Annotated in this window: 17 protein-coding genes; 6 read left to right on the top strand and 11 right to left on the bottom strand. The window is 67.2% G+C overall.

What is annotated here, in order from left to right:
* Window positions 1-368 precede the first annotated feature (368 nt).
* Window positions 369-1,394: a phosphoribosylaminoimidazolesuccinocarboxamide synthase gene (locus M0R88_RS03775; protein ID WP_248655635.1), complete on the bottom strand. Its 1,026-nt coding sequence runs from the start codon at window positions 1,392-1,394 to the stop codon at window positions 369-371.
* Between the two features lie 551 nt (window positions 1,395-1,945).
* Between M0R88_RS03775 and cofH the strand changes: the two genes are divergently transcribed.
* The gene (gene cofH, locus M0R88_RS03780; protein WP_248655636.1) at window positions 1,946-3,337 is read left to right on the top strand and encodes a 7,8-didemethyl-8-hydroxy-5-deazariboflavin synthase subunit CofH; all 1,392 of its coding nucleotides are present in this window, start codon (window positions 1,946-1,948) and stop codon (window positions 3,335-3,337) included.
* 25 nt (window positions 3,338-3,362) lie between these two features.
* On the top strand, window positions 3,363-3,920 hold the full coding sequence (locus M0R88_RS03785; protein WP_248655637.1) for a metal-dependent hydrolase: 558 nt from the start codon (window positions 3,363-3,365) through the stop codon (window positions 3,918-3,920).
* A gap of 1 nt (window position 3,921) precedes the next feature.
* Here the strand turns inward: M0R88_RS03785 and cofG are convergent, their stop codons facing one another.
* The 5 genes from cofG to M0R88_RS03810 form a co-directional block, all read right to left on the bottom strand.
* The gene (cofG, locus tag M0R88_RS03790; RefSeq protein WP_248655638.1) at window positions 3,922-5,049 is read right to left on the bottom strand and encodes a 7,8-didemethyl-8-hydroxy-5-deazariboflavin synthase subunit CofG; all 1,128 of its coding nucleotides are present in this window, start codon (window positions 5,047-5,049) and stop codon (window positions 3,922-3,924) included.
* A 225-nt stretch (window positions 5,050-5,274) separates the two neighbouring features.
* Window positions 5,275-5,961, bottom strand: a complete 687-nt coding sequence (cofC, locus tag M0R88_RS03795; RefSeq protein WP_248655639.1) for a 2-phospho-L-lactate guanylyltransferase — start codon at window positions 5,959-5,961, stop codon at window positions 5,275-5,277.
* 322 nt (window positions 5,962-6,283) lie between these two features.
* Window positions 6,284-7,075: a DUF4398 domain-containing protein gene (locus tag M0R88_RS03800; RefSeq protein WP_248655640.1), complete on the bottom strand. Its 792-nt coding sequence runs from the start codon at window positions 7,073-7,075 to the stop codon at window positions 6,284-6,286.
* The gene (locus M0R88_RS03805; RefSeq protein WP_248655641.1) at window positions 7,053-8,234 is read right to left on the bottom strand and encodes a tubulin/FtsZ family protein; all 1,182 of its coding nucleotides are present in this window, start codon (window positions 8,232-8,234) and stop codon (window positions 7,053-7,055) included. The genes M0R88_RS03800 and M0R88_RS03805 overlap by 23 nt, the downstream gene beginning before the upstream one ends.
* Before the next feature lie 267 nt (window positions 8,235-8,501).
* A complete protein-coding gene (locus tag M0R88_RS03810) occupies window positions 8,502-9,389 on the bottom strand; it encodes a complex I NDUFA9 subunit family protein (RefSeq protein ID WP_248655642.1) in 888 nt (295 codons plus the stop codon).
* 136 nt (window positions 9,390-9,525) lie between these two features.
* Here M0R88_RS03810 and tmk point away from each other — a divergent pair, with 136 nt between their 5' ends.
* The 3 genes from tmk (at window position 9,526) to deoC (ending at window position 11,355) form a co-directional block, all read left to right on the top strand.
* Window positions 9,526-10,119 carry a dTMP kinase gene (gene tmk, locus M0R88_RS03815; RefSeq protein WP_248655643.1) on the top strand — a complete coding sequence of 198 codons (594 nt, stop codon included), beginning with the start codon at window positions 9,526-9,528 and terminating at the stop codon, window positions 10,117-10,119.
* A gap of 30 nt (window positions 10,120-10,149) precedes the next feature.
* The gene (locus M0R88_RS03820; protein WP_248655644.1) at window positions 10,150-10,599 is read left to right on the top strand and encodes a hypothetical protein; all 450 of its coding nucleotides are present in this window, start codon (window positions 10,150-10,152) and stop codon (window positions 10,597-10,599) included.
* Between the two features lie 114 nt (window positions 10,600-10,713).
* Window positions 10,714-11,355, top strand: a complete 642-nt coding sequence (deoC, locus tag M0R88_RS03825) for a deoxyribose-phosphate aldolase (RefSeq protein ID WP_248655645.1) — start codon at window positions 10,714-10,716, stop codon at window positions 11,353-11,355.
* Window positions 11,356-11,408: 53 nt separating this feature from the next.
* Here deoC and M0R88_RS03830 read toward each other — a convergent pair whose 3' ends face one another.
* The 3 genes from M0R88_RS03830 to M0R88_RS03840 form a co-directional block, all read right to left on the bottom strand.
* Complete coding sequence (locus M0R88_RS03830) at window positions 11,409-12,518, bottom strand: YihY/virulence factor BrkB family protein (RefSeq protein ID WP_248655646.1); 1,110 nt, start codon at window positions 12,516-12,518, stop codon at window positions 11,409-11,411.
* Window positions 12,519-12,584: 66 nt separating this feature from the next.
* Complete coding sequence (locus M0R88_RS03835; protein ID WP_248655647.1) at window positions 12,585-13,355, bottom strand: mechanosensitive ion channel family protein; 771 nt, start codon at window positions 13,353-13,355, stop codon at window positions 12,585-12,587.
* 479 nt (window positions 13,356-13,834) lie between these two features.
* Complete coding sequence (locus M0R88_RS03840; protein WP_248655648.1) at window positions 13,835-14,839, bottom strand: sodium:calcium antiporter; 1,005 nt, start codon at window positions 14,837-14,839, stop codon at window positions 13,835-13,837.
* A 156-nt stretch (window positions 14,840-14,995) separates the two neighbouring features.
* On the opposite strand from M0R88_RS03840, the gene M0R88_RS03845 reads away from it, so the two are divergent.
* Window positions 14,996-16,246 (top strand): tRNA (N(6)-L-threonylcarbamoyladenosine(37)-C(2))-methylthiotransferase, encoded by a 1,251-nt coding sequence (locus M0R88_RS03845; RefSeq protein ID WP_248655649.1) that lies wholly within the window; start codon window positions 14,996-14,998, stop codon window positions 16,244-16,246.
* A 10-nt stretch (window positions 16,247-16,256) separates the two neighbouring features.
* On the opposite strand, the gene M0R88_RS03850 is transcribed toward M0R88_RS03845, so the two are convergent.
* Both M0R88_RS03850 and M0R88_RS03855 read right to left on the bottom strand, forming a co-directional pair.
* On the bottom strand, window positions 16,257-17,183 hold the full coding sequence (locus M0R88_RS03850; RefSeq protein WP_248655650.1) for a cation diffusion facilitator family transporter: 927 nt from the start codon (window positions 17,181-17,183) through the stop codon (window positions 16,257-16,259).
* Window positions 17,184-17,239: 56 nt separating this feature from the next.
* Window positions 17,240-17,785 carry an HIT family protein gene (locus M0R88_RS03855; protein ID WP_248655651.1) on the bottom strand — a complete coding sequence of 182 codons (546 nt, stop codon included), beginning with the start codon at window positions 17,783-17,785 and terminating at the stop codon, window positions 17,240-17,242.
* Window positions 17,786-17,806 lie beyond the last annotated feature (21 nt).

The following is a 17,806-nucleotide window of genomic DNA, read 5'->3' on the forward strand; positions in this document are numbered from 1 at the left end:
CGTGCGTGAGGGACGACCGAACGGAGTGAGGGAGTGACCGAGGAGGTTGGGGAGGACGAGGTGGCGGTGCTGTGCGGGGCGGTATGATAGGAGTCGGCAGTAGCTAGCTTCTCTATTCTTTTCCGGACGTGCGCTAGCTACTGCCGACAACGAGGAGTTGACCGCAACCGCACCGCCACCGCCCCGCAACAGCCTCACACCTCCCCAGCCTCCTGCGTTGCTCGCTTCGCTGCGCTACTCGTCCCTCGCACAGTGATGGCGCGACACGAGGTCGCGCCAGCGCGCGCCGAGAAGGAAGTCACGGAACGCACGCTCGGATAGAAAATCGAGAGAGCGCCTGAAACCGAAGTCGAGCAGAGCAGAATTATTCAGAGATTCCGAACCACAGCCACAGCGTCCTCCAGCGACGGCGCGTCGAACAGCTCGCGGCCGACGTAGGCGTTGGTTCCCGCAGCGTAGAGGTCTCGCGCGGCCTCGATAACCCCGTCGTCCAGCGGTTCGGGCGACGCCTCGCACAGCGACTTCCAGTCGGCCACGTTCCGCTCCTTGGCCTCGCGTTTGGCCGCTTCGACCGCCTCGACCCACTCCGGTTGGGTGCGCTTGTGGTACTGGCGGACGAACTCCTTGCTGACCTGCTGGCCGTGGAAGGTGAAGCGGTTCTCGTCGAAGGTGCCCACCACGTCGGCGACCCGGACCTCGCCGTCGAAGTAACAACACTCGATTTTGCCGTCCTCGTGGACCAGTTCGGCCTCGGCGGCCCGCTCGGTCACGACGCGATTGACCTCGCGCGCGACCGATTCGAGTTCCTCGATGTCCGCGAGTCCGGCGATGCGGTCGGCCTCGCTACGCGAGAGGTAGCGGTCGCCCTCCTCGTACTTCGTGGAGAACTCCACGATGGGTTCCTCCAACTGGACGACGCCCTCGGGCCACTCCGCGAAGTCGAGGCCGTGGTCGGCGGGGTCGGTCCGTCTCCGGAGGCTCGACCCCACGGGGACGCTGTTCCGGAAGACGACTTCGAGCGGAATCAGGTAGTTGTCGCCCGCCGCCTCGTGGTAGGCTTCGTAGTCGTAGTCGCGGCCCTCGTGGGGCAGGTCGGGGACTTGGGTCAACTCGATGGCCATCTCGGTCGGCGGGTCCTCCGTCTCGGCCAACGCGACGATTTCGTCGGTGTCGGGGTCTATCACTCCCCGGTAGTGCGTCGGCACGCCCTCGTCTTCGAGCGACTCGAAGTTGAACGCGCCCATCGCACAGAGGCTCGCGCCCTTGTCGGGAATCTCGTCGGGCATCTTCCCCCAGTCGAACACCGAGTAGTCGTCGGTGAAGACGAACGACCCGCGCCCGAGCGTGGTCGCCGTGGGTTCGCGCTCGACGCGGAACTCCTTGACGCTCGTCACCGTAACCACCTCGCGCCCGACGCTCGACTCGTGGTCGCCTCCTCGTCGCCGTCCCCGTCGGTGTCAGCCATGTGCGAGGGGTGGCCGCGACCGGACTAAGGCGTTTCCATTCCCGTGCGCACTTCCGGCGATTCGAGGCTCGAAGTATGCACCTTCGCGCATCGGATCGTGAGTTCGGCGTGCCGACTATCGACGTTCCTGCGGGAGCGCGAGGGGCCGCAGACTGCTCGGATGCTCGATTCGACAGTCCGTCGGCGAACGCTCGAATCGACAAACCAGCAGCGAACGCTCGGTCAGCCGAACCACTCGTTTGGGTGGACTGAAAGGGGCCGCCCGCTCGCGGGCCTCTGGCCCGAGGTCGACTCTGCGGGCCACTATCCGAGACGAGCGTAGCGAGTCGAGGATATCCCGCAGAGCGACCGCGAGCGGGCGGGGGCTTTCTCCATCGCCCCTCGGTGTTCTCGGCGGTCACGCTCACAAAGAACACAAGTCACGTTTCGACTCTGCCGTAACCCGTCAGTTTTTATCACTCGCAACCCTCGTAGCGCGTGATGGTAGACGCGGCCCGGACGAACGTTCCGCGAGGGGAGTTCGACTTCGACTGCGTGCCCGAGACCGACCAGTCGTTCGAGAACGCACTGGCGAAAGCCAGCGACGGCGAGCGCCTGACGGTCGCCGACGGCATCGAGCTCATGACCACCGGGTCCGACCGGGAGGGTATCGACCTCGAACGGAAAGAGGCGGTACTGGAGGCCGCGGACCGCCGCCGGGCCGAGATGGTCGGCGACGAGGTCACCTTCGTCGCCAACCTGAACAACAACGTCACGACCGCGTGCAACACCGGGTGCCTGTTCTGCAACTTCAAGGACACCGCCCAGCAGTTCGAGGAGGGAAGCGAGGAGACCCACGACGGCTTCACCAAGACGCCCGCCGAGTCCCGCGAAATCGTCGAGTCGGCCCGCGAGACGGGAATATACGAGGTCACGTCGGTCAGCGGCTTACACCCCGGTCTCGCGCTGGACGACGAACACCTCGAAATCCTCGACGCGAGCGACCGGGGCGACCTGAACTACAAGCCGCCGGCGGCCTACGAGACCGACCCCGGCACCTACGTCGCCCAGATGGAGGCGATGAACGTCGAGGGGATTCACCTCCACTCGATGACGCCCGAGGAGGCCTACCACGCCCGGCGGGGGACCGACTGGTCCTACGAAGAGGTCTACGGCCGCCTCGCGGACGCCGGACTCGACAGCGTGCCCGGCACCGCGGCCGAGATTCTGGTGGACGAGGTTCGGGGCGTCATCTGCCCCGGCAAAATCGGGAGCGACGAGTGGGTCGAAGCGATGGAGGCCGCCGCGGAAGTCGGTCTCGACACGACCGCGACGATCATGTACGGCCACGTCGAGAACGAGGCCCACCGCGTGATGCACCTGAAACGCATACGAGACCTACAGGACCGGACCGACAACATCACCGAGTTCGTGCCCCTGTCCTTCGTCCACCCGAACACGCCCCTCGCGGAACGGGGAATGATCGACTCGGGCGCGACGACCCACGAGGACGAACTGATGATAGCCGTCTCCCGACTCTTCCTCGACAACGTCGAGAACGTCCAGTCGTCGTGGGTGAAGTACGGCGACGAGCAGGGGCTGAAGATGCTCTCCTGCGGCGCGAACGACTTCATGGGCACGATTCTCAGCGAGGAGATAACGAAGCGGGCGGGCGGGAAGTTCGGCGAGGCCCGGTCGTTCGCGGAGTACGTCGAGATGATAACCGCCATCGGTCGGACGCCCGTCGAGCGTTCGACCGACTACCGCCAGACCCGAGTCATCGACTCCGCGGACCCGCCGTTCGGCCCGGAGTTAGGTCCGGCCGCGGACGGGACGCCGCTGGTCTCCGACACCGAGGGCCGCGCCGCGAGCGAGACGGTGGCGGACGACTGAGCGGGAAGCGAGGAAGACGAGCGCCATGATGAACACCACTCACACCGCGATGGGGCTCACGCTGGCGGCCCCGCTGGTTCTCGTCGCGCCCGAACTCGCGCCGGTCGCGGCGCTGGCCGGACTCGCCGGGGGCGTCTTCCCGGACCTCGACCTGCTGTCGGGCCAGCACCGCCGGACGCTCCACTTTCCGGTGTACTACGGCGTCGCCGGAGTCGCGGCGAGCGGCGCCGCGCTCCTCGCGCCGACCGAGTGGACGGTCGCGGCCGCGTTCTTCCTGCTGTCGGCCGCGCTCCACTGCGTGACCGACGCCGCGGGCGGCGGACTCGAACTCCGGCCGTGGGAGGCGACCGACGACCGCGGCGTCTACGTCCACCCCGCGGGCAGGTGGATTCGGCCGCGGCGCTGGGTTCGCTACGACGGCGCGCCCGAGGACCTCCTGCTGACGGCGGTCTTCTCGATACCGGGGCTCCTGCTTTTCGACGGTCTGGTGCGGGCACTGACCGTCGTCGGTCTCGCGGCGTCCGTGGTCTACGTCGCGGTCAGAAAACGCCTGCCGGAGGTCGAGACGCGGTATCTGCGGTGAGCTATCGGGCGTCCAGTACCCGACGGTATCGCTCGCCCGCCTCGTCGTCGGTCGCCATCGCTCGCTGAATCGTCCCCGAGACCCACTCGTTGCCGTCGGGCTCGCCGCCCAGTTCGTCCGGGAGGTAACGCCGGTACACCGGCAGTCGCTCGCGGAGGGGCACCCCGGCCTCGTCGGCGATGTCCTCCAACTCCTGCAAGGCGGGCCACTTGTACTCGGGATTGATGTGGTCGTCGGTCACGGGCGAGACGCCGCCCAAGTCGTCCACCCCGCAGTCCAGCAACTCGCGCGTCGGCGAGAGGTTGGGCGGGACCTGCACCGACACCTCCTCGGGGAGGCAGTCGCGGGCCATCGCCACGACTCGGCGCATCGTCTTGACGGAGGGGCGGTCGTAGTTCGACCGCTCGTTCGGGACGACGTTCTGGACGATGACCTCTTGGACGTGGCCGTACCGCTCGTGTAACTCCCGGATGGCCAGCAGGCTCTCGGCCCGGTCGCGCCACTCCTCGCCGATGCCGACGAGGATTCCGGTGGTGAACGGCACGCCCAACTCGCCCGCGGTCCGGATGGTGTGGAGGCGCTGGCCGGGGTTCTTCACGCGGGGGCCGGCGTGGGCGTCCACGTCGGCGGTGGTCTCGAGCATCACGCCCATCGAGGCGTTCACGTCCGCGACGGTCTCCATCTGCTCGCGGGTCTGGTCGCCGGGGTTGCTGTGAGGGAGCAGGCCCTCGTCCAGCGCGATTTCGCAGACCTCCCGGAGGTACTCGTGGATGGAGTCGTGGCCCCACTCGTCGAGTTGGGCGTGAATCCGGTCGTAGCGGTCGTCCGGGTCGTCGCCGAAGGTGAAGAGGGCCTCGGTGCATCCGGCGTCCGCGCCGGTCCGGACGATGTCCCGGACCTCCTCGGGCGAGAGCAGGCTGGCCTCGCCCGGCGGGTCGAAGTAGGTGCAGTAGGTGCAGGTGTACCGACACGCGGTCGTGAGCGGGACGAAGACGTTCTTCGCGAAGGTGAGTTCGTCGGCGGCTTCGACGTCGTCGGGGGTGACGTCGAGCAGTCGCTCTACGTCCGCGTCGCGGAGAGAGAGGTCGAAGTCGTACTCGCTCGTTCCCGGAATCTCGGCACCTGCCATCGGTCTGGGTTCTCGCTTCGGGGGCAAAACGCTTGTTCTCTCGGCGATACGCGTTTTTCACTCGCCTCGCAAACCCGCGCTTTACCTGACTAAGTGAACCGACCGGTTACCAATGGCTCCGTCAGCTACGACTATCGTCACCGTCCGACGGTCTCGAATCGAAGTTCCGGACCCTCCTGCTCGTGACGCTGATGAACGCCCGCGGTATCTACGAGTAGTCTGTTGCTACGGGCGGGACGGCGCTTCGCCGCGCTCGACGGTCGTCCGGCCCGCCTCGTCGGCGAGGGCGAACCCGGCGCGGCGGAGCCACGACCGGGCGCGACTCGTCTCACGAGGGTCTCCGCTCGCCGCGCCGTCCGGTGTTCGCTCTCCCGCGGCGCTTCCGCCGTGAATCAGCACCTCCGCCAAGTCCCCGCGCTCGTCCACGTCGGTCGCCAGTCGGTGGGAGTCCACCACCGTCGCGTCCGCGCCGACCTCTCGCGCGGCGGCCCGGTGGTCGAGATACGACGTGCCGTGGTAGTCCACGCGGAAGTCGTCGGCGCGCGCGACCAGTGCGTTCGTCCCGCCGCCGCGGCCCGGCGCGAGGACGACCTCGCCCTCGGCGTCGAAGAGGCGGGCGAGCGCGTCGGGCGTCGCCAGCGCGAGGTCGGCCATCACGACCGCGACCGGGTCGTCGGTCGCCGCGAGGACGGCGTTGACCGCCCCGGTCAGCGGTCGTGGGTCCACGACGACCGGCGCGTCGGTCTCGACCGGTTCGGTGGCGAGAATCTCGGGGTCGCGGCCGGTCGCGCGAACCGCGGCGAGGACGTCGGCCAGCATCGCCTCGGCGAACGCCGACCGCTCGTCGGCCGACAGCGCGTCTGCTAACCGGGTCTTCGGCTCCGCGGCGGCGTACGGGACGACGACTCGCATGCTCGATTGCCAACTCGCTCGTCCTCCCTTAAGAGGCTACGGAATGGCGGCCGGAGTCGTCGCGTCCGGGCGGTAGCGGAATCGGTGCGGCTGAGCGGCGGCGGAGCCGCCGCTCGGCCGCATTTATGCTTTTGTAAACAATCTATACCTATCTCGAAGAAATGTGTGTGCGCCTCAGAGAAACGTGAATCGTTCTTTCGGGCAGGGCGGGCGCTCGCTGGCGAGCGCCCGCCGACAGCGCGAGTCCCACCGACGGCGCGCCCGACGTCGGGCGCGCCGTCGATTTCGATTCCCCGAGCCACCCCGTCTAACGGTCCGAACGTCAGCGAAGCTTGTCGTAGTCGTCCTGCTGGTTCGAGCGGTACCAGAGGACGCCGCCGACCACGACGACCAGCGCGAGCAGTCCCGCGCCGCCGTACAGCAGCATCTGGGTCTGCTGGTTCGACTGCTGGGAACTCTCGGCCTTCTTCTCGGCCTCGTTTGCGAAGTCGGCCGCGTTGTCGAAGTTCTCGGCGTCGAACGCCGAGACGGCGTTGTCGAGCGTGTCCTCGGCACCCGAGACGCTCGCACCGGAGCTCTCGGCCGCGTCGATGGCGTCCTGTGCCGAGGCGATGGCGTCGCGGGCCTCTTGGCTCTCCTGAGTGTACGGTCGGAACGTCCACGGGTCGGCGATGGGTTCGCTACTGCCGCCCTCGCGGACCTGGTGGAGTTCGGCCAGCGTCAGTTTCTGCGCGGGGTCGTAGGTGAAGTTCGTCACTTCGGGCACGGTCCCCTTGACGATGACTTTGACCTCGTAGGCGTCGCTCTTCTTCAGCGCGTGGTCGAACGACTGGCCGTCGTAGGACTTCTGGCCTATCTTCGACCCGCCCTGGTCGTACAGTTGGACGGTCCACGTCACGTCTTTCAGTTCGGTCGTCCCGTTCAGCGTCCACGTGTCGTACTCGCTGAACGGCTTGGTGATCGTGAACGTCGATGTCACGTCCTCGCCGACCTGCTTCTTGTCGGGCGCGCCGCTGGCCGACGCCGACATCGCCGCGGCGGGACCGACCGCCGAGACGACCAGCGTGGTGGCGAACAACAGCGCGAGTAGTTTAGAACAGTGGTTCGAGTTCATCGTCGTCGTCCTCCACGAGTTCTTCCAAGTTCTCCTCGCTCTCCTCCTGAATCTCGTCGATGTTCTCTTGGGCCTCGATGGCGACCTCCTGTAGCTCCTTGATTCGCGGGACGTTGTTCACGCCCGAGAGGAGCACGACGCTGGCGACGTACTGGGAGTCGGCGACCGGATAGTCGCCGCCGCGGACTTCCATCGAACCGGTCTGCTCTTCGAGCCACTTCCGCCCGCGCTCTATGCCTTTCCGGTTGAGGTGCTGAGGCGGACCGCTCAGGACGAGCAGTGCGCGCTCGGTGCCCTCGATTTCGCAGGGCAGGGTGAGCCGACCGAGCGCCGCCTTCCTGACGAGGCTCGTAATTCGGTTGGTGGTGTTGGCAGTGTCGGTCTGGCCGTCCTCTTCACCGCCCGTGAACCGCGAGAGGAGACCGCTGGACGACTGGTCGTTCTCGACCTCTTCGGCGGCGTAGCCGATGGTCGAGACGCCGCCCCCGGCGAGCGTGTTGATAATCTCGCTGGAGTCCACGACGCTTTCTGCCACCTCGTCGTCGCCGGTGACTTCGCCCGCGCCGAACAGGATGCCGAACCGGCGAACTATCTCCTCGTTTATCTCGGCGTAGCCGCCCTCGATGGACTCGCCGGACTGTCGCCACGCGTCGTTGTCGAACACCATCAGGTTGTCCACTTCGCGGACGAACGTCTGGAACGATCGCGCGGCGTTCAGCGTGTAGATACCCCCTTCGTCGCCTCCTGGCAGGATACCGAGTCCGTACACCGGTTCGGTGTAGATGCGCTTGAGGTGCTTCGCCAGCACCGGGGCGCCGCCCGACCCGGTGCCGCCACCCATCCCCGCGACGATGAGGAACGCATCGACTTCGTGGACGGGGATGTTGTCGATGGCTCCCTGAACCTCGTCGATGTCTTCCTCGGCGATTTCCGCGCCGAGTTCGTTGTCCGCTCCGACTCCGTGACCTTTCACTCGGGATTGACCAATGAGGACGCGATTGTCCTTGGGGACCTCGCTGAGGCCCATCAAGTCGGCCTTCGCAGAGTTCACTGCGACTGCCGACCGAACGATATCGCTTCCAGTTCGCTGGTCGTATTCCAGGAACTTGTCCACGATTTTCCCACCGGCCTGCCCGAAACCAATCATTGCAAGCTTCATTTTCCGGACCGTGCTCCGTTGGGAGAAACACAACCACGAAGGGGTCATAATCCTTTTGGTCCGCTTCACGATACCCGGAAATGGCACGTTACACCGAATCGCACGACGATAATCGGCTGTTTACCGGTCGCTAGAACCACCACCAGATTCCGAACATGTCCTTTTAAGTTTATTGCCCGTCGGATACGTCGGGCGACCGAGCGGTCACCCCATCCGACGCGCGTCTGACCGGTGTCAGACGCTGTTTTCGCCGATTACTCGCCGAGACTATCGGCCAGAGATTCCGAGGTACTCCCCGAGCGTCGTCAAATCGGCCTCCTCGACGCCGAACGCGCCGATGTCGTTGTTCGAGACCGTGTTGTCGAACTGCAGCGAGCGGTACTGGTCGCTCCCGAACGGGACGAACGGAATCGGGTCGGCCATCGTCAGGCCGACGCGCGCGAGCGGCATCGGTAGCGGCAGAATCGTCACCGACTTCCCGTCCGCGCGGTAGGCGAGGCGCGTCACGTCCGCGAGCGTCAGCACCTCCGGACCGCCGATTTCGTAGGTCTCGCCGTCGTGGTCCTCTGCGACGCTCGCGGCGAGCATCGGCGCGAGGTCCCCGACCCAGATGGGTTGGAAGCGCGTGCGACCGCCGCCGGGAAGGGCCGTGACGTAGGGCGTCGTCAGGACCTTCGTGAACGAGACGAACTCCCCGCCCTCGCCGAAGACGACCGAGGGTCGGAAGACGGTCGCGGCCAGTTCGGAGTCCTCGACGACCCGCTCGGCCTGTCCCTTCGAGCGCAGGTACTCGGTCGTCGCGTTCGGGTCCGCGCCGAGCGCGCTCATCTGGACGATCTTCCGGACGCCGTGGTCTTCGGCGGCCTCCACGACGCTCCGGGTCCCGCCGAGGTGGACCTCCGTGTGGGAGGTGCCGCCCGAGGGCTTGAACAGCGGCGAGAGCGCGACGAGGTTCACCACCACGTCTTGGCCCTCGAACGCGCCCTCGATGGAGTCGTACGCGGTCACGTCGCCGCGGGCGCGTTCGACGCCCGTCGGAAGGTCGGCCTCGTCGGGGTCGCGCGACAGCACGGTCACGTCGTGACCCTCGCCGTCCAGTTCGCGCGCGAGATTCGTCCCGATGAACCCGGTTCCTCCCGCTACGAGAATGTTCATATCGGGGATAAGTACCGTCCGAAAGTAAAACTAACTGCCGTGGCCGGCGTTTCCGCGAGTCCACTCGCGGCGTTGCGGCGTCGCAACGTCGCGGCGACTCGCAGGGCTTTATACCGAGCCGAGACCACCATCCGGTATGCTCGTCACGCTGGAGGGTCTCGACGGGAGCGGCAAGACGACCGTCTGGGAGGTCCTACGCGAGGAGTTCCCCGAGTTCGTCTTCACCCGCGAACCCACCGACACGTGGTACGGCGAGGCGGTGAACCGCTCGGTCGAGGACGACGACGCCGACCCGCTGGCGGAACTGTTCCTCTACACCGCCGACCACGCCGCCCACCTCTCGGAGACGGTCCGACCCGCGCTCGCCGACGGGAAGGTCGTCGTCTCGGACCGCTACTCCGACTCGCGGTACGCCTATCAGGCCGTCAGCATCGAAGGAGAGGTCAAGCGCCCGCTGGAGTACGTCCGCGGGGTCCACCAGCCGTGGACTCGGCCGCCGGACGCGACGCTCTACTTCGACGTGGACCCCGAGACGGGCGCGGCCCGGAGCGGTGCGACCAACAAGTTCGAGCAGGCCGCGTTCCTGAGTCAGGTCCAATCGAACTACGAGCGCCTGCTCAGCGCCGAACCGGGGCGGTTCGTCCGCATCGACGCCTCTCAGTCGCCCGAGGAGGTCATCGACTCGGCGGTGGACGTGATGGAGCGCCTCCTCGCGGACCGCGACGAATAGCCTTTGACGCTCGGTGACGTAGCACGCGCTATGGCAGACGAGGACGCCGGTCGGAGCCGCCCCCGAGAGAACGCCCGCGAGCGCGGCCGACGGGACCGCGACGACGAGACGGGGTTTCGCTTCTCGCTCCCGCCGATGGTGCTCCCGGAGATGAAACTGCCCGAGCGCATCCGCCTCGTTTTTCCGGTCCCGGACCCGCCGGAGAAGGTCTCACGGCCGACCCGAGTCCGGGTTTCGTGGGTCCTGCTGGCGGTCGTCCTCGCGGACGCGCTCGACGCCGCACTCATCCTCGCGGCGGGTCCCGAGACGCTGGTCTGGGCGCGCGCGGCGGTCGGCGTCCTCGCCGCCGGGGTCCTCGTCGGAGGTCCCGGACTGCTCTACGCGTGGGAACTGCTGGCGATTCTGGGCGCTCTGGGGTCGCTCTCGCTCGCGCCCACGCTGACCGTGCTGGTTCTCGCGCGAATCGTGCTCTCGCAGTGAATCGGTTCGGGGTTTCGGGGCGTCGCGTGACTCTCCGACGGTCGCCTCGGGTGCGCTCGTGACTCGTCTCGCGGATAATCGCCTTTTTGTCGCCGCGAGGTATCACTTACGAGCATGAACGACGCAGAACTCGCCGCGAAGATAGACCACACCGTCCTCGGACCGGAGACGACCCTCGCCGACGTGGAGGAAGTCCTCGACGCGGCCGCCGAGTACGGGATGAACGCCTGCATCCCGCCGTGCTACGTCGCTGAGGCCGACGAGTACGCCCCCGACACCACCCTCGCCACGGTCATCGGCTTCCCGCACGGCCAGAACGCCACCGCGGCCAAGCGCGAGGAGGGCGTCCTCGCCTACGAGGACGGCGCGGACGAGTTGGACGTGGTCATCAACATCGGCCGACTGAAGGCCGGAGACCGCGAGGCGGTCCGCGAGGACATCGAGGAGGTCGTCGCCGCGGTCCCGATTCCCGTGAAGGTCATCATCGAGACCGCACTGCTCACCGACGACGAGAAGCGCGCCGCCTGCGAGGCCGCGAGGGACGCTGACGCCGCGTTCGTCAAGACCTCGACCGGGTTCGCCGACGGCGGCGCGGAAGTCGAGGACGTGGAACTCATGAGCGAGTACCTGCCGGTGAAAGCCAGCGGCGGCGTCGGGAACTACGAGCAGGCCGAGGCGATGTTCGACGCCGGGGCCGAGCGCATCGGCGCGAGTTCGGGCGTCGAAATGGTGGAGGATTTCCGGCGGAACTACTGACGCGGTGGACCCGCTCCCGTCGGACTACGGTTCTTCGAGCGCGAGATGAATCGTCAGTCGTCCGCGGGACGTTCGTCCGCGACGGAGTCCACCCGGTCGGCGGAACGCTCCCCGTCCGCCGATTCCGCGGTGTCCCACTGGAGCGTGACCGTCCAGCGGCGCTCGTCGCCGTCGGCGGTCCGGGACTCGACCAGTTCCACGTCGCCGTCCGGGCGCGGGCGCTCTCGGCCGCCGTCGCCGGCGGCCGGGCGCATCCCGTCGTGGCGACCGGCGAGTTCGGTCCGGAGGTCCGCGAGGTAGTCGGCGAGTTCGTCGCGGTCCAGCGTCTCCTCGCGCCGGGTTTCGTGGCTGGTCGCCCCGCGGCCCACGCCGCCGGGTTTCCCCGAGGAGTGGTCGCCGACCACGGTGTTGATGACCGCGCCGAGCAGCAGGACCAGTCCGGAGAAGTAGAGGTACGTCACCACGAGGACGACGCTCCCGAAGAAGCCCCCCGAACCGGGGTCCTTGAACGCGAGGTACACCTGAAAGACGCCCTGTAGCGCGGCCCATCCGACCGCCGAGACCACTGCGCCGGGCAGCACGTCGTCGAGTCCGACCTCGGTGTCGGGGAACCGGTAGTACATCGGGAGGAAGGCGACGACGAGTCCCGCGGCGAGCGCGAGCGGCGTCAGGACGCCGACGTACGGAATCGTGTCCGAGAAGCGAGCGAACGCGGTCGTGAGGCCGATGGTCGAGACGACGGCGACGAGCAACGCGACGAAGACCACGACGCCGTCCTTCATCTGGTCGGGCAGGGAGTTTCGGCTCTCGGTCTCGTAAATCTCCGAGAAGGCGGTGTCGAGGCCTCGGAATATCTTGAGCGTCCCCCAGACGAGGACGACGAGGCCGACGAACGACGCCCCGGCGACCGACGACTCGCCTCGGAATATCTGCCGGACCACGTCGGCTATCGGGCCGGGGAGCCAGTTCCCGGCGACGGCGACGATTCGGGCTTCGAGGCCGCCCCCGAACACCGAGACGACCAGGAGGAGCAACAGGAGCGTCGGCGCGAGCGAGACGAAGGCGTTGTACGCGATGCCCGCCGCCATGAACGTCACGTTCTTCTCCGAGAAGTCCTCGTACACCCGCTTCGCGACGGTCCGTCCGCGCGCGATCCTCCCCATGGTCGAACTCCGAGCGTCGGCCAAAAAACTCGCACGGCCGGTCGTCACGCGAGCGAAAAAAGGACCTCAGTCGTCGTCGCCCGAGGGCGACCCCTGACTCTGCTGTGGCGACATGCTCGACGCGCCGCTCCGGGCGGTCCCCGCCCAGCGGTTCATGTTGTTGGCGATGTAGTCCTTGCTCCCCCAACCGAATCCGACGCCGATGGCGAGCGCGAGGCCCGCGGCGAGTCCCCACGCCAGCGCCTGCGCGAAGATGTACAGCAGTTGGACGTCGATGCCCATCGTGTCGAGACCGATGACGACCGCGGTGAAGTACAGGAACATCCGGACGCCCGTGGCGAACCACTTCGCGTAGGCCGTCTGCGTGGCGGCGCGAGTGCGCTCGATGGCGTCGCCGATGAAGTCCGAGACGATGAACCCGCCGATGATGACCAGCAGTCCGGCGACGAACGCCGGGAGGTACGACACCGCGGTCGCTATCCACTCGGAGAGGATGGGGATGGCGAGCGTGTTCGCGGCCGCGAGGATGGCCAGCGCGTAGACGAACCACGCCGTGACCTTCCCGAGGAAGTTCGACAGCGCGTCGCGCGAACCGCCCATCATCCGACCGATGGGCGTGTCCTGCGCGCTCCTGTCGAGTCCCGCCCTGTCCGCGACGCCGGCCACGACCTTTCCGAGCGCCTTGCCGACGACCCACCCGATGAGCAGGATGACGATAGCGCCGACGAGTCGCGGGAGCGCGGCGATAATCTCCGAGAAGGCGTTGCCGAGCCAGCCGGGGATGTTTCCAAACAGTTCTCCGCCGTCCGCTTGTAGCAGTACGTTCGATGCGTGCATAGGTTCTCACCGGAGTAGTTCCGGTGCCAGAGCGGTGGGGCTTTGCGTAGTTTGTTCTTGGCCGCATACCGATTTCGGACGCTCGGCCGCGCCGCGCCGTTTTCAGAGCCTTAGCGGCGGGATTCTGAGAGCATGTGAGAATCTAGTCCGTTCGCGCGAGCGGGCGGAGCGAGCGGTGAAACGAGACGAAACTGACGCGCGACCGAGAACTCGGCGGAATAAATCGGCCGAACGAAACGCGGCCGCCGGGAAATCGACCGACGAGGCGTCGGTTCGACCGGGACGGCGGAGCGTCGTTACCACCTCGGGATTCCGGAACGAACGTCGAACACGTCGCGCCGCGGCGAAACCCGCCGCATCGCCGGCAAACGTGTCCGGATTCGAGCACGTGAAACGGACGTTTTCTACCGCGGGCCGGCACGCGAGAGAATCTGACTGGAGCGGCCGAGCGACTCGGACCGACGTCGTCGGAGCGCGAGCTACCCGATGAGCGTCGTCACGCCGGCGGTCTCCAAGAGCAACCACCCGACGAAGGCGACGTAGGCGACCAACAGCGCGTAGGCCTCGCCGCGGGTGAGTTCGAGGTCGGTCCGGGCGAGCGCGAAGAAGAGGACGGTCGCGGCGACCAGCGCCGCCATCATCGGGACCGCGACGCCGAAGTCCACCGGGGTCGCGCCCGCGACGAGGACGCCCGCGGGGAGCGCCACCAGCAGGTCGAAGACGTTGCTCCCGAGGACGTTGGCGAGGCTAGTCACGGCCTCGCCCTTCTGGGAGGAGCGCACGCTGACGAACGTGTCGGGGAGGCTGGTGACCACGGCGACGACCGTCAGCCCCCAGAAGAAGCTCGGGATGCCGAGTATCTCCTCGAAGTCGAGGACCGCCGTCACGAGTCCCTCGACGCCGACGACGATGACGACGAGGCTCACCGCGAGCGTCGCCCAGAGCCGCACCGGGTTCGCGTCGATGGAGCGCGCCTCGCGCAGGTCGCGCGTGTCGAGGTACTGGATGAAAAGGTAGAGCGCGTAGAGTCCGACCAGCAGGAGCGCGAGCGGTCGGGTGAGCGTCCCGCCGAGTCCGTCTCCCTCGGTCGGGAAGTAGATGACCGCGAACGAGAAGACGACCATCGTGGCCGCGACCGCGACCATGTAGAACTGGGTCTCCTTGAACACGACCGCCCGGTCGGATTCGAGGTTCTCCGAGCCGGCGAGCGTCGCCACCGCCGGGATGACGAGGATGTTGAACACCGCGGAGCCGACGATGGCCGCCGCGCCGAGTTCGAAGTCGCCGTGGACGAAGGTGGCGAGGACGGTACTCGACAGTTCGGGGAAACTCGACCCGACCGCGGCGACGACCGCGCCCTGCACGATGGCGGGCAGGCCGTAGTAGGCCGCCAACTTCTCGGCGGCGTCTTCGAGCCAGACGCTCCCCTTCCAGATGACGGCGGTCGAGACGACGGCGACGACGAGCGAGAGCGCGAGCGACACGCCCCGAACGTAAACCTCGGCGGACAAGTCGATTGTGGGGCTACGGTCGGACGCGGACGCTCGTCCCGAGCAGGTAGACGGCGTCCACCCCGCGGGTGAAGTAGGGGGAACGATTCGTCGCGTTTTTGCCCGCGTAGCCGAAACGCATCACAACGAATGGCCCGGTATCACATCGAGACCTACGGTTGCACGTCGAACCGGGGCGAGAGCCGCCAGATAGAGCGGCGGCTCCGCGACGCGGGCCACCACCGCGTCGAAGGCGCAGAGGAGGCCGACGTTGCAATTCTCAACACCTGCACGGTCGTCGAGAAGACCGAGCGCAACATGCTCCGGCGGGCCGAGGAGTTGGAGGACGAGACGGCCGACCTCATCGTCACCGGTTGCATGGCCCTGGCGCAGGGCGAGGAGTTCCGCGACGCGGGCGTGAACGCCGACGTCCTCCACTGGGACGAGGTGCCCGAGGCGGTCACGAACGGCGAGTGCCCGACGACGACGCCCGACGCCGAGCCGATTCTCGACGGCGTCATCGGCATCCTGCCCATCGCCCGCGGGTGCATGTCCGACTGCTCGTACTGCATCACCAAGCAGGCGACCGGCAAAATCGACTCGCCGCCGGTCGAAGAGAACGTCGAGAAGGCTCGCGCGCTCGTCCACGCCGGCGCGAAGGAGATTCGGATTACCGGACAGGACACCGGCGTCTACGGCTGGGAAAAGGGCGAACGCAAGTTGCACGAACTGCTGGACCGCATCTGCGATATCGAGGGCGACTTCCGGGTCCGCGTCGGGATGGCGAACCCGAAGGGCGTCCACGGCATCCGCGAGGAACTGGCCGAGGTGTTCGCCGCGAACGAGAAGCTCTACAACTTCATCCACGCGCCGGTCCAGTCAGGGTCCGACGACGTGCTGGGCGACATGCGCCGCCAGCATCAGGTCGAGGAGTACGTCGAAATCGTCGAGACCTTCGACGAGTATCTGGACTACTGGACGCTCTCGACCGACTTCATCGTCGGGTTCCCGACCGAGGAACCCGAGGACCACGCCCAGAGCGTGGCGCTGCTGCGCGAGACCCGCCCCGAGAAGATCAACGTCACGCGGTTCTCGAAGCGCCCCGGCACCGACGCCGCCGACATGAAGGGACTGGGTGGACAGGTCAAGAAGGACCGCTCGAAGGAGATGACCGACGTGAAGATGGAAGTCGTCGCGGAGGCCTACGACGCGATGGTCGGCGAGACCCACGAGGTGCTGGCGGTCGAGGAGGGCACCGGCGACTCCGTGAAGTGCTACGACGAGGCCTACCGGCAGGTCATCGTCCAGAACGCGCCCGACCACGCCGTCGAAGTCGGCGACTTCGTGGACGTCGAGATTACCGGCCACCAGACGGTGTACGCCTTCGGCGACCCGGTCTGACTCGCTTCTCTCACGGCTTCGGCGCGTCGTCTTCGACCCACTCGTCTATCGATTCGTCGTCCTTCCACTCGCCGAGTTCCTTCGGGTCCACGTGGACGAACACGTCGTCTACCTCCCCCAACTCGCGAATGGACTGCACGATGTCGGTCTCGATGTCGTGGGCCTCGAACAGCGTCCGGTCGCCCTCGACCTCGATGTGGAGGCTCACGTCGATTTCGGGGCCGACGTAGTGGGCGATGACGTCGTGGGCACCCTCCACGTCGGGGTGGTCCAGCGCCCGACGGATGATCTCCGCGCGCAGGTCCTCGGGCGGCGCGCTCCCGACGAGGTAGTCCACGTTGTCCTGCACGATTTCGTACCCCGTGTAGAGGATGCCGACCGAGACGACGCCCGCCGCGATGGGGTCCAAGACCGGCAGGCCGACGGTCCCGCCCAGCACGCCGACCAGCGCCGCGCTCGCGGTCAGGATGTCGTTGCGGTTGTCGAGCGCGGTGGCTGTCAGCGCGGGCGAACGGGTCTCGTCGGCGACGCGCAGGCAGTACCGGTAGAGACCGAACTTCACGACGGCGGTGACGACCAGCACGACCACGGCGGCCGGGGAGGTGACGGCGCCCCCGACTGCCCCGGAGAGGACCGCGGTGGTCGCCTGCCAGAGGACGCCGATGCCCGCCGCGAAGATCCCGAGCGCGATGAACAGCGAGACGAACGGTTCGATGCGCTCGTGGCCGTGCGGGTGGCTGAAGTCGGGCGGTCGGGTCGTCAGGTAGAGTCCCGCGAGGACGACGACGCTGTAGGCGACGTCGGCGAGGCTGTTGACCGCCTCGGAGCCGACCGCGAGGCTCCCGGTCGTCCACCAGACCAGTCCCTTGGCGGCGACCAGCAGGACGTTGACCGCGAGGACGACCGCGCCGACGCGGCGGATGGTCCGCTCGCTCATCGGGTAGGGGTTGGGCCTCCCGAAAGAAGGGAGTATCGTTCTCCCGGACGCGGCGGTCAGAACCCGAAGCGAACCGCGCGCTCGTCGTCCTCGGGAACCTCCGCGCCCTCCTGTTCGGCGAACGCCTCGCGCACGCGGTCGTAGGTCTCGTCCATCGCCTCTACGATGACCTTCGTGTCCGAAACGACGGGCATGAAGTTGGTGTCGCCCTCCCACCGCGGGACGACGTGGGTGTGGAGGTGGTCGTCGATGGACCCGCCCGCGCCCTCCCCGAGATTGAGGCCGGCGTTGAAGCCGGTCGGCGAGAGCGCGTCGTCGAGCGCGTCGAAGGTTCGCTGTTTGAGTCGGGCGTGGTCCAGCAGGATTTCCTCGGAGAGGTCCCGGTAGTTCCCGGTGTGGTCGCGGGGAATCACCATCGCGTGGCCCGGATTGTAGGGGTAGTTGTTGAAGACGACGAAGGCGTGGTCGCTCCGCGCGACGACGAGGTTCTCGCGGTCGTCGTCGCGCTCGGCGAACTCGCAGAAGACGCAGCCCTCTGTCTCGTCGTCGGCGTCGTCTCGCTCGACCCACTCGATGCGCCACGGTGCGAAGACCTGTTCCATACGGCTTCGAAGGGCGACGAG

The sequence above is a fragment of the Halorussus gelatinilyticus genome, from assembly GCF_023238445.1.
GTDB lineage: Archaea > Halobacteriota > Halobacteria > Halobacteriales > Haladaptataceae > Halorussus > Halorussus gelatinilyticus.